This is a genomic window from Faecalibacterium prausnitzii (assembly GCF_019967995.1).
Lineage (GTDB): Bacteria > Bacillota > Clostridia > Oscillospirales > Ruminococcaceae > Faecalibacterium > Faecalibacterium prausnitzii_E.
Genome location: NZ_CP065377.1, coordinates 1265643 through 1279548, shown reverse-complemented (window position 1 = coordinate 1279548; position 13906 = coordinate 1265643). Strand labels below are relative to the sequence as shown.

At 49.5% G+C, this 13906-nt stretch carries 12 protein-coding genes and 1 pseudogene; all 13 read right to left on the bottom strand.

Annotated features, from left to right (window positions below; all coding sequences use genetic code 11):
• Window positions 1–35: 35 nt before the first annotated feature.
• The 13 genes and pseudogenes from I5P96_RS06355 to I5P96_RS06295 all read right to left on the bottom strand — a co-directional run bounded on the left by I5P96_RS06355 (window position 36) and on the right by I5P96_RS06295 (window position 13815).
• Entirely contained in the window at window positions 36–209 is a 174-nt protein-coding gene (locus I5P96_RS06355) for a hypothetical protein (RefSeq protein ID WP_223383592.1), read from the bottom strand.
• Between the two features lie 208 nt (window positions 210–417).
• Window positions 418–879: a hypothetical protein gene (locus I5P96_RS06350; protein ID WP_055186328.1), complete on the bottom strand. Its 462-nt coding sequence runs from the start codon at window positions 877–879 to the stop codon at window positions 418–420.
• Window positions 880–886: 7 nt separating this feature from the next.
• Window positions 887–1666, bottom strand: coding sequence for an ABC transporter permease (locus I5P96_RS06345; protein ID WP_055186327.1), 780 nt, complete (start codon window positions 1664–1666; stop codon window positions 887–889).
• Between the two features lie 2 nt (window positions 1667–1668).
• Complete coding sequence (locus I5P96_RS06340; protein ID WP_024738632.1) at window positions 1669–2454, bottom strand: ABC transporter permease; 786 nt, start codon at window positions 2452–2454, stop codon at window positions 1669–1671.
• Window positions 2447–3373, bottom strand: coding sequence for an ABC transporter ATP-binding protein (locus tag I5P96_RS06335; protein ID WP_117930517.1), 927 nt, complete (start codon window positions 3371–3373; stop codon window positions 2447–2449). The genes I5P96_RS06340 and I5P96_RS06335 overlap by 8 nt, the downstream gene beginning before the upstream one ends.
• A gap of 134 nt (window positions 3374–3507) precedes the next feature.
• Complete coding sequence (locus tag I5P96_RS06330) at window positions 3508–4425, bottom strand: sensor histidine kinase (protein ID WP_117930518.1); 918 nt, start codon at window positions 4423–4425, stop codon at window positions 3508–3510.
• 5 nt (window positions 4426–4430) lie between these two features.
• Window positions 4431–5123 carry a response regulator transcription factor gene (locus tag I5P96_RS06325; protein ID WP_008705950.1) on the bottom strand — a complete coding sequence of 231 codons (693 nt, stop codon included), beginning with the start codon at window positions 5121–5123 and terminating at the stop codon, window positions 4431–4433.
• Window positions 5116–5304 (bottom strand): helix-turn-helix domain-containing protein, encoded by a 189-nt coding sequence (locus I5P96_RS06320; protein WP_002596317.1) that lies wholly within the window; start codon window positions 5302–5304, stop codon window positions 5116–5118. Before I5P96_RS06320 ends, I5P96_RS06325 begins: the two co-directional genes overlap by 8 nt.
• Window positions 5305–5435: 131 nt before the next feature.
• Window positions 5436–5648: pseudogene (locus I5P96_RS14285) on the bottom strand (site-specific DNA-methyltransferase); the annotation flags it as partial.
• A 242-nt stretch (window positions 5649–5890) separates the two neighbouring features.
• Window positions 5891–7276 carry a relaxase/mobilization nuclease domain-containing protein gene (locus tag I5P96_RS06310; protein WP_117930519.1) on the bottom strand — a complete coding sequence of 462 codons (1386 nt, stop codon included), beginning with the start codon at window positions 7274–7276 and terminating at the stop codon, window positions 5891–5893.
• Between the two features lie 53 nt (window positions 7277–7329).
• Window positions 7330–7752: a hypothetical protein gene (locus tag I5P96_RS06305; protein WP_411703512.1), complete on the bottom strand. Its 423-nt coding sequence runs from the start codon at window positions 7750–7752 to the stop codon at window positions 7330–7332.
• On the bottom strand, window positions 7715–8047 hold the full coding sequence (locus I5P96_RS06300; RefSeq protein WP_117930520.1) for a plasmid mobilization protein: 333 nt from the start codon (window positions 8045–8047) through the stop codon (window positions 7715–7717). Before I5P96_RS06300 ends, I5P96_RS06305 begins: the two co-directional genes overlap by 38 nt.
• Window positions 8044–13815: a DEAD/DEAH box helicase family protein gene (locus I5P96_RS06295; protein WP_411703511.1), complete on the bottom strand. Its 5772-nt coding sequence runs from the start codon at window positions 13813–13815 to the stop codon at window positions 8044–8046. Before I5P96_RS06295 ends, I5P96_RS06300 begins: the two co-directional genes overlap by 4 nt.
• Window positions 13816–13906 lie beyond the last annotated feature (91 nt).

The following is a 13906-nucleotide window of genomic DNA, read 5'->3' as shown; positions in this document are numbered from 1 at the left end:
TTCCGCATTGACTGTGTACTACGATGCCGTATGCTTTAGCCGCCGTCGTTTTTGGAATCCCAAAAGTTCAGAGCCGCCAGCAGGCATCCAAACGCGCCTGCCCAGAGAAGGTCGGTATAGAGCCATACTTGGAGAATGGCAAAAATCACTCCTGCGATCAGCTGCAGGATGCCAGCCGTTAACAGCAGACGTGCCGATAACTGCTCCATCTTAGGTATCCCTTTCTGTGCGAAGATAGTGCTGCACCCGGTGGACGTCCCCGGAACGAACTGCAATGTACCACAAGGATCGAGTCACTGCTCCGGTAGGCATTGGTGTATTCAGCGGCACCAGAAGCAGTGCCGCCCGCACCTTGTAGGGAATATTGTTTTCCGCCATACGACGGCTTTTTTTCTTTTGCCGTCGTCCGGCAGAATGTTATTCAATATTTAATTCAATGCTTCCTGTGAAACTCTCGCATTCAATTCCGATATAATTTCCACCATCAGGAAGTGTAATTGTGTCACTATAAGTTCCGGTTGTTTCAATCAAAGTGACTGCTTTATCAGATCCAGAAATCCAAAATACTTTTGCAGTACCTTCCGTAACCTCCAAAGTGCAGTCAATAGACAGTTCCTTACCGGCTTCTCTTTTTATGGAAGTTCCTCCGAACAAATACTCTGTATCTGAAAAATCCTCATAATCAGCCGTATAAGTTCCCGTATAATCATCGATTCCTTTTTCTTTTGTTCCTTCCAAAGATGACTTTCCTGTAAGCTCTATGGCTCCAGCCGACTGAACGATATTATTATAATGATCGAGAATTTCATCTTTTGAACAGTCAGAAAGCATAAAACTTCCCAAAAGGACAAATGCCAATGCTAAAACTATTTTCTTCATAAAATCATCACCAGCCTTTCTTTGGAGCTACCTTTTTGGCCTTTTTCTTTGTTTGGGTTGCTTCTCGTTCTTTCATGCACAAAATCAAGATGGCAGAAATAACGACAGCAAGCGCAAGACTGCAAGAACAGGTTCCGATATTCCAGTTGACTGCGGTATCATAGCTACGGTAGCCTACCATTCCAAGACTTGCGGTAATCGGATAAAGGTTTGCTAATGTCATATTTCCTGCGGCAAACATCCCTCCATATCCATAGACAAAAGCAATGATTACACCGACTAAAAAGCTGCCTGCCCTCCGACAAGTAAGAGCGATAATCGGCAGAACCGCAAGATATAAAAAGAAATTAACCGCAGTAATCTGCAAGGTTGCTTTTAGAGCTAAGGAAATCTCAAAGCCGGGAAATCCCACAATCATTTCTGCTATGATTGTAAACAGACTGCATATCAGCCCGAAAATAATAGACAATACGCCGCACACAATCAATTTTCCGGTCAACAGTTTCTTAAAAGAAATCGGCACAGTCAGAATATTTTTCAATGTGTCATCCGTCTGCTCACGAGAAATCATATATCCAGCAATTAGGCTGATACACATCGGAAAAATCATGGACATATTGTTTTTGATGACCTGTTCTGTAAGATAGGCAAAATCCCAAACGGAACCATCATTCGCCATAGAGGTAAACAAGGTCAGCAGGACGGATAGGAGCATGAGTGCAACGCCCGCCCAAAGGATATGATACCTTTTCAATTTATAAAATTCTGTTTTTACAATGCGAACCATGTTTATTCCCCCCTCTGCTTATATAATCTGTCAATCAGTAAGAACGAAACGAATGCCATAATCCCAAGAATGAATACAACTTGAAATGTTGAGGGAATTAGCCCTGTCATTTGCTCCAAGTCCATTTTTATTCCATGAGCCGCCATATCTCCCGCACTCCAAAATGTAGTCAGTGGCGTGGGCAGAAGCCATAACATAGTTTTAGGCAGTGTGTCAAACAATGCCGTAGCACTCATGTTCAGAACGCTGTAAAAGACACACAACAAAATGGAAAAAACATAGGTCTTACTGAAAAAGACAACAAGGACAATCAACGGGAGTGTTCCTGCCGTAATGAAGATCCCCGTTTCAACCGCCAAAAACAGCTTATAACCAATTCCATAAACTTCTAATGTTCCAATTCCGCAAAGAATTGTTGCAATGGTAGAAGCTACGCAAAAAACAATTCCAAAGATAAACAGGACAATAATCTTTGCAAGTACCATTTGCGTGCTGGTTACGGGAATTGTACGCAGATTTTTGAATGTATCGTTGTCGCGTTCCATAAAAAACAGAATAGCGGCAATCACTCCGATAATGCAGGGCAGTAAAAACTGGATACCATATCCCAACACCATGTTAAATAGTCCATCGAAAGCATCTGCCCGATCCGTATATCGCTCCATCATAGAGGGCGTTGTCATCAGATAAGTCAGCGGGATTGGAAACAGGAACGCAGCCAAAATAATCAGCGGAATAAATTTCTTCCGTTTCAATTTCAAAAATTCGCATTTGATTAGTTTAAGCAATTCCTTCGCCCCCTGTCACACGCTTGAAGTAATCTTCAAGACTTTCTTCACAGGTATGTGCTTCTGATACCTCCAATCCGTTTTCTACAAAAGCAGTTACAATTTTCTCCACGGGTAGCTCCATATTGTGTAGACGCAGATTGTGGTCGTCCTGTATGGAAAAATGGTTTTCATGGAAATTGCGTTCCAAAATTCTTGCTGCCTGTGCAGTATCAGAGAGCGTAAAACGGATATGCTTACTGCTTTTTTGCTCCAGCTCAGCAAGGCTTTCTTCTTCCAGCAACGCGCCGTGGTCGATAATTCCAATATCGTCAGCCAGCAAAGAAATCTCCGAAAGAATGTGACTGGAAATCAAAATAGTTTTTCCTCTTGCGTCGCAAAGCTCCCGAATAAAGGAGCGTACTTCTGCAATACCGATGGGATCGAGGCCGTTGATCGGCTCATCCAAAATCAAAAGCTCCGGATCGTGCATAACGGCAAGGGCGATGGCAAGCCGCTGCTTCATACCAAGAGAATACTGTGAAAAGAGCTTTTTATCTTTGTAGGGCAGTCCTACCAGATCCAGAGCATCTTTGATAGCATGATTGTTTGGTACGCCCCGCAGAGTAGCAAAGATACGCAGGTTCTCTGTGCCGGTCAGATTGGGATAAAAACCGGGGGACTCAATCAGGCTTCCGATACGGGGCAACAGTTTCTTTTCGTTCCCTTGCAAAGACTTTCCCCAGATTTTGACCTCCCCGGAAGTCGGCTTCGTTAAGCCCAACAGCATTTTCATGGTAGTGGTTTTTCCGGCTCCGTTTCTGCCCAGCAGACCGTAAATTCTCCCAAACTTCACATGGATATTTAAGTCAGCCACACTCTTTTGTGAGCCGTATTGCTTCGTCAGATTTTTTGTTTCAATGATATAATTTGTATCCATATTCAAAACCTCCTGTTCTGTAAGGTATTCTATCATGCCAACCTTGCATTAACCTTGCCGCAACCTTGCATTAACCTTGCAATTTGAAATCCAGTAAAATGACAAAGGCTCCCGCCATAAAGACGGGAACCCGCTTAACTCTCCAAAGGAAAAAGCAACATAAATTCAGTTCCTTTTCCCGGCAAACTTTCAACTGTTATACTCCCACCCATCTTTTCTACAAGCTGATGGACAATAGAAAGACCAAGACCGCTTCCTTTTTCAGACCGTCCTTTGTCACACTTATAGAGCCGTTCAAAAATGTGTTTCAAATCTTCCTTCTCAATTCCCACTCCATTATCCGCCAGCAGCAGCTCCATGTTATTTTCCTTCTTTGACAGGGCAATTTTGATTTTGTCTGCATGGCTGTGAGCGATTACATTTTGAATGAGATTATTGACAATCCTCATATAGCTGTCCATATCCAATCTTACCCGGACAGGATGTTCGGGAATATCAATGTCATACTCAACCTGTTTATCCTCAAAAATCGGTATCCAGTCAATGAGGATATTTCTTGTCAGCTCTGCGGCCTCAACACTCTGGATCTCCAAAGCAAACTCGTTAGAATTTAACTTGAACCAGTCAAAGAGTACATCAATATATTCTTTCAGATCATGGGCTTTCCGGCGGGCGGTTTCAATATAATCATCCCGGTCTTTTCCTGTGACCAGTCCTTTGTGTGCAGCGTCAAGATACCCAATCAGAGTAGTAAGGGGCGTTCGCACATCATGGGAAAGGCTCGTCATAAGCTGGCGGTTGGTTTCTTCTGTCTGCCGTACAGTTGAAAGTCTGCTTTCATAGGCCACAACGATCTCATTGATTTCATAGGCAAGAGGTGCTGTCAGTTCATTTGTTGCAGATAGAATACGCCGGTTGCCATTTCCGTTTTTCACATCAACCAGCACATCGGTCATTTCTGCTATTTGTTTTTTTACACGCCGAACGAGAACGATGGAAGTCAATACAGCCACAACAGCAATCACAATGGACAAGAATACGATAATTTCCATGCTGACTACACCTCCTTATTAAACCGGTAGCCAATCCCTTTGACCGTTTGTATATACTTTGGGCTTGAAGGATTGACTTCTAATTTTTTACGCAGTCGGCTGATAATCGCCATAATGTTACTGTCATCATAGAAATATTCTTCGCCCCATACTTCCTCATAAATCTGCTGTTTGGTCAAAATTTTCCCTTGATGTTTTGCACAGTACAGGAGCAAATCAAATTCCTTTGGGGGCAGTTCAAAAGTACCGTTTGATGTAGTAACAGAACGATTTTCAAGGTCAATCTGCAATCCGTCAAAATTTAGCTTTTGTATGGCTCCAGCTTGCTGATTAAAGCGAGTGTAGCGGCGAATAAGAGACGCAATACGGGCAATCAGTTCATCCATATCAAACGGTTTTGTAAGATAATCGTCCGCTCCGGCCCGTAAGCCCCGTACTTTAGAAATGCTGTCATTTTTAGATGTGAACATCAAAATCGGCAGACTGTTCTCTTTGCGGATTTCTTCCAGCGTTTCAAAGCCATCCATACCAGGCATCATCACATCCAGCACCACGAGCTGATACTCCTGCTCTCTTAATTTTTGTAAGCCCTCTTTTCCGGTATTACAAAAATCAGCTTCTATGTTTTCTGCTTGTACGCTACGTTTAATCAAAGCGCACAGTTCTCTGTCATCATCTATAATCAGGATTTTATTCATGGTGCAACCCCTTCCCTTGTTTTGTCCTTCCGTCAATCGGCTTTTCTGCGTTCTTTGGGATCAGCCAAACACCAGCCATCTTTACAGCGCCGGGGATACGCCCAGCAGCGCAATAGTAATTTACTCTACGAGGTGTCACGCCCCACTTCTCGGCGGCCTCTTTCAATGTCATATAGTCCATTTCGCACCTCCACAAAGTACATTATAGTTCCTCATCTCGAATAATGCAAGAAACATAATATGAATTATAAAGTTTAATCTTACTGCATTCTCTGAACTTAGGATACTCATTAGAATGGGGGTTAAGATAACGATATAGATGCACTTCACCTTGCCCTCATACTGCGGCAATAGGGCTTTCAGTGCTTCAAGATTATCGCCGTGGATGATCGTGTTTTCACTGTCGTTGTTCTCGGTGTGCTGCCCCTGCTCATCAAAACTGTATTGCCGCTCCAGCACCCGGAAGGGAACTTCCTGATGATGGTTCACGACTTTATTTTTACCGATCCATTCCAAGGTTAGCATGGCGTTTTTCTCCAATCTAAAAATTTCAAACTGCGGACAAAAAGGACGCATTGTTGTAGGCAAGCAGGGCATTCGTCTATACAAATGCTATTTTGCGTTGCAAAATGCTTGTTGGGCTGTGCCCAAACCCCATTTGTTCTGCATCGTGCTGATGCAGGCTGCGCGTTTGTTCTAAACACTTTTATAACAAAAAAGATAGCCTAGGGCTCTTCCACGAGGGAAGAATCCTAGGCTATCTTCATTTATCGGGACTTCGTTTTTTCTGCGCTGCTCTTTTCCTCTGCAAAGAACAGTTCTACATTTCTCTTTGCACGAAGAAGCTCCTGCATTTCTTCTTTCGCTTTTCGATAGTCCGGGTAGCGTGCTTTCTTTTCTGTCAGCAGGTTGGAATATTCCGCGTCTAACTCTTTGACCTTGGGAAGCGTTCTCAAATTGGATTCATCAAATGCTGCCTTCGCTGCCTTGTGCAGCGTGATCTCCGTGCGGTGCGTTTCCAGAAAGAGCTTGCTGTATCCGGTCTTGAGGTAGGCATCATAGACTGGTCGCGTCTTGGCATAGTTGATGATGTGTGCTTTCAGCACTGCAATTTCTGCCAACCGCTTCTCAGAGGCTTTAATGGAATCGCCCAGTTCGTGATAGTGAGCAGTAGCGGCATCCACACGCTCCTGCATTTCTTCGATGCTGCCGATTTTATTTTCCTGCAAAAAAATCAGGGTCTTGGACATCTCTTTCAAATTGTAGCGTTTCGCCCACCGTGCATAGCCTTCGCTTTTGCCCTCGGAGAGCTTTGCCTGAATGTCCACCAACAGGTGGAACGGCTGCTCTTTCGGTGGCTGCTTCTGATGCGGGCGGTGTTCGGCTTCTCCGGCAATGACCGCCTTGATTTCATCTTCACTGTATCCTGCGCCCAGTGTCCGAAAACGGATAAAGCGTTTCTGCCGTGTTCCTTTGACCGAAGTGTACTTTCCCCGTTTGATTTCGTAGCCCTGCTGTTCCAGCTTTTGAAGGAAGCCCTCGAAACTTGCAGGTTTCTCGTTCAGCAGAATGTTGTCAATTACGGCACACAACTTATCTCGATTACTTTCTCTGGGTGGATAAAGGGTGCGCTCCTGTCGCTCTCGGTACGGCTTGATTTCAATGACAGACAGTTGATGTTCCAGACAAATCAAATCGCTCAACCGTTGCACAGCCAGCCCGGACAATAGAAAATCACGGAATTTCCGGGTGCTGTCTAGCGCAGTGGAGTTGTAAATAATATGATTGTGAATGTGTTCCCGGTCAGTATGCGTTGCGACAATAAACGCATACTTGCCTTTTGTAAACCGCATGGCCAGTTCATAGCCCACCTTATTAGCTTCCTCGGCGGTGATCTCACCGGGCTTGAAGGACTGTCGAATCTGATAAGCAATCACATCATTTTTTTGTCTGCGCCCAGTCATCAACTCATACTGGCGTTTGGAGAGCATAAATTCTTCGTCTGCGGTCAATGGGCTGCACTCATAGCTGCTGACCAACTCTCCCTTGTTCGTTTTGTCAGGATTCTGCGCATAGTCCGTGCGGCTTTTCAAGCAGGCCGCAACCGACTTGCCCTTGTTTTTGTGCAGTGCAATCAAACGTGTTGCAGCCAATTCTACCACCTCCCGGCAAAAAGAAAATGCCGCACAATGGCGGCATAAAGATTTTATAATTCTGCAACCCAGCCACTGAACCATTCCACGGCTTCTACAATGACTGTTCCGGCGGTGATGAGCAGGAAGCATCCAAACTCTGCCACCAGCAAGATCAAAAACTGCAGCCACTCCCGGCAGTACAGCGTATAAAGACCGCAGCCGAAAATATACAGCATGGGCAGAGCCAGCACAAACGCTGACAGGTTCAGCGTCCATTTCAGCATCAGCGCAAGGAAAGCAGTAATCAGCCAAAACGGAAAAACGATTATCTTAAAAACGAACCTCATATCCAGCACCTGCCTTTCTTTCACCCCTATTATAAAGGTGGCAGCCACTGCATTGCAAGGATGTCGCCCCCTTATGTAGCCCCGCAGTCCTCCAACTGCGGAGAAAATTTTAGAGTTCAGCCAGCCGGGAAAGAATCTGCCGACCAATGTCGATCAGTTCATCCAGCCGCTGCCGCAGGTCCTCCATGTCGGCGGCGTAGACCCGACCATTTTCATTGGCGGCTTTGGCGTACTGGTTCAGGTTGTTGCTACACATCTGCAAAAGATATGCCATGCGCCGCAGTTGCGGCAGGTCAAGGTTCAGGCAGTAGCCATCCAGTGCCATCTTGCGGATATAGGCGCTCAGGCTGCGGATGCCCATGCCCAGCATCTTTTCATAAATGCGGTTCTTCTCGGTTTTTGTGGTTCTCAGGATGATGATCTCGTCCCGCTTTTCTTTCACCGGGCATCACCATCCTTGTCCAGATAGCTTTTGAAGGGCTTCACCGGCTCCGGCTTATCCGATTTTTCCTCCAGTGCCGCCAGCACCGAGGGGCGGCGAGGTGCATCCTCCTGTTCTTCCTCCTGTTCCGGCTCGTGGCTCTTTTCGTCCACATCCAACTGGGCGTTCAGTTCTGCAAGCCGTGCGGACTTTTCTGCCAGCTCTTCCTCTTGAGGGAAGGGCTTTTCCACCTCGATCTGCGCTGCCGCCTGCTGCTGATGCAGGGTGGTCAGCTCGTTCTCGGCGGCGGTGATGCGCTCCGGGAAGCTGTTCAACGAATTATCCAGCCGGATAATGTTGCCCAGTGGGTCGGTGCCCAAAGGCACAGTGTACTTTCGCTGCCCCTTCAAAAGTGCCTGATACTCCGTGCGGAAAGCATCGAACCGCAGAGAAAGCTCAAAGCCCCGGTAGCTGCCGATGACTTTTTCCTCGGCGTTGGGCAGTTCGGAACAGGCAAGCACCAAACGTTCACCGGCGGTCTTTTTCTCGTCGTAGGCAACGCCCTTGATGACCATGCCGCAAAACTCCTCCTTGCCCTGCGGATGGGCGGCGGCAAGCTGTGCATCGGCTTTCAACCCGGCAATGTGGGCGTTCGTTTCCTGAATGTCAGCCGGGAACTTGGTCAGCAATTTGTCCTGCAAGCGGAATTTCTGGCTCTGGTGGTCGGCTTTCAGCACCTTCAGCTTTGCCACCTGCACATCCAAGTCCATCTTCTCCTTGATGAGCGGATTTCCGGCACACAGTGCCTTGATCTCTGCATAAGAAAGTGCCTGCTCGTCCACATCCTCGCAGGAGCGCACCGGGGATTTGGAAGTCATGATTTGACTGATAAATCGCTGTTTATTCTCAAGGGTCTGCCACAAATAGGCATCAAATGTCCCTTCCGTGACGTAATTGAACACCTTGACTTCCTTATTCATATTGCCCTGCCGGATGATGCGACCATTGCGCTGAGTCATGTCGCTGGGCTTCCAGCCAACGTCCAAGTGATGCACCGCCACAAGCCGGGATTGCACGTTGGTGCCTGCTCCCATTTTTGCCGTACTTCCGAGCAAAACCCGCACATCGCCGGAGCGCACTTTCGAGAACAGTGCCGCCTTTTTTGCTTCGGTGTCGGCGTTGTGGATAAACTCGATCTCATTTTCCGGCACACCGGCGGCGACTAACTTTTTGCGAATATCATCGTAGACGTTGAAATTGCCATCGTTTTTCGGGGTGGAGAGGTCGCAGAACAAAAGTTGGGTCAGCTTCTGGTCTTTGCCCTCCTCCCAGATCTTCAGCACGTTCTGCACACAGACGTTGAGTTTGCTGTTGGGGTCGTCCGGGAGCATGGGATTCATCAGGCGAACGTCCAGACCAATCTTGCGCCCATCGTTGGTGACGCAGAGCATATTGTCCACAGACGCATCCACATTGCCGGAGTGAATTTCCGCAGCACGTTTGCTCAACTCCTGCACCATTTCCTTTTGGAGGTCGGACGGCTTTGCCACCACGGTCTCAAACTTTGCCTCCGGCACAGGCAGGTGAAGCTGGTCACTGGTTTTAATGTCCGCAACCTCCTTGAACATGGACATCAGCTCCGGCAGATTGAAAAACTTGGCGAACCGGGTGCGGGCACGGTACCCTGTACCTTCCGGGGCAAGCTCAATGGCGGTGGTGGTCTCACCAAAGGTGGATGCCCAACAGTCGAAGTGGGTCAGCTTTTTCTGCTGCAAGGTGCTGTACTGCAAATACCGCATGACCGTGTACAGCTCGGTCATGGAATTGCTCACGGGCGTACCCGTGGCGAACACCACGCCCCGCCCGCCGGTGATCTCATCCAGATAGCGGCACTTGCCGAACATATCGCTGGACTTCTGGGCTTCGCTGGTGGATAATCCTGCGACATTTCGCATTTTTGTGGTCAAAAAGAGGTTCTTGTAAAAATGACTTTCGTCCACAAAGAGCCTGTCAACGCCCAGTTGTTCAAAGGTAATCACATCGTCCTTGCGTTCATCGGAGCGCAGTTTTTCCAGCTTGGCTTCCAGCGTTTTCCGGGTCTTTTCCATCTGCTTGATGGAGAAATTCTCGCCTGCGTGGACTTTCAGCTCGTTGATGGCGGCAAGCGTTTCATAAATTTGCTCCTGAATGATACGCTCTTGCCGCTCAAAGGACAGCGGAATGCGCTCAAACTGGCTGTGCCCGATGATGACGGCATCGTAGTCCCCGGTGGCGATGCGGGCGCAGAATTTTTTGCGGTTGGCGGTCTCAAAGTCCTTGCGCCGTGCCACCAACAGCTTGGCATTGGGGTAGAGGTTCAGAAACTCCGAAGCCCACTGCTCTGTCAAATGGTTGGGCACGACAAAAAGGCTTTTCTGGCACAAACCAAGGCGTTTTGCTTCCATAGCAGATGCCGCCATTTCGTAGGTCTTGCCTGCACCCACTTCGTGCGCAAGCAACGTATTACCGCCATAAAGCACATGAGCGATGGCGTTGCGCTGGTGCTCCCGGAGGGTGATCTCCGGGTTCATGCCCACGAATTTGATGTGGCTTCCGTCATACTCACGGGGGCGGGTAGAGTTGAACAACTCGTTATACTGTTTCACCAGCGCAATGCGCCGCTGGGGGTCTTGCCAGACCCAGTTGGCAAAAGCATCTTTGATGACCTGCTGTTTCTGCTGCGCCAGCATGGTCTCCCGCTTGTTCAGCACACGCTTGGGCTTGCCCTCGGCATCCTCGATGGTGTCATAGATGCGGACATCCTTCAGATTCAGGGTCTCTTCCAGAATCTTATAGGCATTGGCACGGCTGGTGCCGTAGGTCTCGGAGGAAATAATGTCACTCCGCCCGGTGGCGGTCTTGCCCTCTACACGCCACTCGGCGGTATACGGAGAATATCTCACCTTGACCGCGTGGCGCAGATAGTAGGGAATTTGGAAGGTCTCGGTCATAAACTTCTGGATAATATCCGGGTCCAGCCACGTTGCACCCAAGCGCACATCAATTTCGGAGGCTTCCAGTTCTCTGGGCTGCGCTTTGGTCAGCGCATCCACATTGACGGCAAACTCCGGGTTGATCTCTGCCGCAAACTGCGCCATCCGCAGCTTTGCCCGGACATCGCCAGACAGGTACTCGTCTGCCATCTGCCAGCCCGCTTCCGGGTCGGTGGGGTCGGCGGCAGGGTCTTTGAAGATCACACCGGAAAGTTCGGTGGTAATGCGCCCGTACTCACCGGGAGTGCCCAGCAGTTCTGCCATATAGGGCAAATCCACTTTGCCATGCTCACCAATAGATACCGCCAACGCTTCGCTGGGGGTATCCACACTGGTAACGGTACGCTCCGGGCGAATGGTGCGCTTGGTGAACATCGCAGCCTTGCTCTTGAGCTGTCCCTGCTCGTCCAGATTTTCCAGCGAACAGAGCAGATAGTAGGAGGAATCCTGCTCAAACAGCCGCCCATTTTTGCGGTCGTTCAGCAGACCGTACTTTGCGGTAAAGGCATCATAGGCGGTGTTCAAACGCTCCTGCGTTGCCTTGATGTCGGCATCGGGGTAATCCTCCAACTGTTGCTGAATCAGTTCGTTGACGATCTGCCGCAGCTCCACCATGCCGGTGACGCGCCCCTTGGCGGTGTCGGACAGTTCTACCTGCGTCATCACGGAATTTTCCCGGTAGAAAACTTCGCCGTCCACTACGGTATAGGAGAAGTTTTTGACCTCCGGGTCAGCCGGGAGAATGTGCTTCTCATTTTCGGCATCCGCAATATCTGGTGTTTCTACCTCAACTTCGGTGTATTGCCCCTCAATATGCTGTACCGCTTCTGCAAGCTGGTCGGCAAGGCTGATGCCCTCAAGGGGCGCAACCGTCAGTTCCTCTCGTCCATACTGGGTGCTTTCGGTGGAGAGTACGCCCAGAACCATCTCCGGGTGGTCCACAAAATACTGGTTGATGGCAAAGCCGTCCTCGGTCTTGCCCAACTGCACCCATGCAAGTTCGATGTCCGCAGGGCGGTCACGCTTCTGCAAAAAGATAATATCGCTGACAACATCCGTGCCAGCGTTGGCGCGGAAAGCGTTGTTGGGCAGACGAATGGCCCCCAGCAAATCGGCTCGTTCTGCCATGTGCTTGCGGGCAGAAGAATCTTTACTGTCCAGCGTGTAACGACTGGTAACAAACGCCACCACGCCGCCCGGACGCACTTGGTCGATGGCTTTGGCGAAAAAGTAGTTGTGGATAGAAAATCCCAGCTTGTTGTACGCCTTGTCGTTGACTTTATACTGACCAAAAGGTACGTTGCCCACGGCTAGATCATAAAAGTCACGCCTGTCGGTGGTCTCAAAACCGGCTACGGTAATGTCAGCCTGCGGGTACAGTTTTTTCGCAATGCGCCCGGTGATGCTGTCCAGTTCCACACCATATAGGCGACTGTCCGCCATGCTATCCGGCAGCATTCCAAAGAAGTTGCCTACACCCATGGACGGTTCCAGAATGTTACCACTGCGGAAACCCATGCGCTCCACGGCATCGTAGATGCCACGGATGACGGTGGGGCTGGTGTAGTGGGCATTCAGGGTGCTGGAACGGGCAGCAGCGTACTCATCCTCGGAAAGCAGCCCTTTCAATTCGGCGTACTCTTTTGCCCAACTATCTTTGCTGGGGTCAAAGGCATCCGCCAGACCGCCCCAGCCCACATATTGCGAAAGCACCTGCTGCTCCTCGGCGGTGGCACCACGATGCTCCTGTTCCAGCTTGAACAAGGTGCGGATGGCTTCAATGTTCCGGGCATATTTCTGCTTTGCGCCGCCTTCGCCTAAACGGTCGTCCGTGATGCGGAAGTTCCCGGCAGGCACAGCGTTCAGGGCTTCATCTAAGGCAGCGGCATCCGGGAAGGTCTGCACCTCGCCGTCAATCACCGTAGAGATGGGCAGTTCGCCTAGTTCCTCGTCGGAAAGTTCCGGTTCGGTCTGTTCCTGTTCGTACAGGCTTCGCACCACCGCCAGCGGTTCCTGCCGGAAAACAGGCATCCGCATTTCTGCCAATGCCACATCCTGCAGGGACACACTGTCCTTATCGAAATTGACGCTATCCACTCGGAAGGCTCGTCCCTCCATGTGGATGGTAGTGCCCAGCGGCAGCAGTGCCGGGTATTCCTTCGCCTTGCTGTGGTAGTGCTCCAGTTCCTCGTCCGTGACGCTGATCAATTCCGAAAAGTCCAGAGCCTCCAACTCGGTCTCGGTCAGATCTTCCAGACTTTCGTACTGCCGCTCGTCGATCAGCACTTCACCCAGATACCGTTCCACCCGGTATCCCACCAAATCCACATTAACTTGAATGGGAATATCCTCATCGGTGGCGTGGGTGTAGGCAATACCGATCTTGGACAGGTCGGAAAAGTCCGGCTCGGAGTCGTACTCCTCCTGACAAAACTCCCGGAGCAGGTTCTTTGCACGGGTCAGGGTGGCGTCCGGCTTTGCGCTGACCAGCGCAAGCGGTGCGTAGTGTTCCTTTTCCTTGTCGGTCAGGTAGCGGTCGGACTGGATCATCAGGTCGATATACTTTTCCACCTGCGCCCATTTCAGGGTGATTTTCTGGTGGTCAGGGTAATGGTCAAATTCCAGTCCCTTCCAGTCGTGGTTCACAAAACCCCGGCTCCCGTCCAGAAAATCGTGGGAGTGCCCACCAATGCCGTACTCCTTTGCCAGTGCTTTGGCACGGAGTTTGCGGTCAGGCTGGGTCTGGTACAGCGCCATAATGCGCTGCTTGCCGCCCGTAAATCCCGAACCGTGCTTACGCAGTTCGTTTTTAATTTCAGCCTGCGACAAGACAAAAGCGGAGGGCGTT

What these genes read in the sequence shown, in the direction of transcription:
- I5P96_RS06355 (WP_223383592.1), bottom strand. Translation starts at nt 209, where the DNA reads ATGGAGCAGTTATCGGCACGTCTGCTGTTAACGGCTGGCATCCTGCAG.
- I5P96_RS06350 (WP_055186328.1), bottom strand. Translation starts at nt 879, where the DNA reads ATGAAGAAAATAGTTTTAGCATTGGCATTTGTCCTTTTGGGAAGTTTT.
- I5P96_RS06345 (WP_055186327.1), bottom strand. Translation starts at nt 1,666, where the DNA reads ATGGTTCGCATTGTAAAAACAGAATTTTATAAATTGAAAAGGTATCAT.
- I5P96_RS06335 (WP_117930517.1), bottom strand. Translation starts at nt 3,373, where the DNA reads ATGGATACAAATTATATCATTGAAACAAAAAATCTGACGAAGCAATAC.
- I5P96_RS06330 (WP_117930518.1), bottom strand. Translation starts at nt 4,425, where the DNA reads ATGGAAATTATCGTATTCTTGTCCATTGTGATTGCTGTTGTGGCTGTA.
- I5P96_RS06325 (WP_008705950.1), bottom strand. Translation starts at nt 5,123, where the DNA reads ATGAATAAAATCCTGATTATAGATGATGACAGAGAACTGTGCGCTTTG.
- I5P96_RS06320 (WP_002596317.1), bottom strand. Translation starts at nt 5,304, where the DNA reads ATGGACTATATGACATTGAAAGAGGCCGCCGAGAAGTGGGGCGTGACA.
- I5P96_RS06295 (WP_411703511.1), bottom strand. Translation starts at nt 13,815, where the DNA reads ATGGCGCTGTACCAGACCCAGCCTGACCGCAAACTCCGTGCCAAAGCA.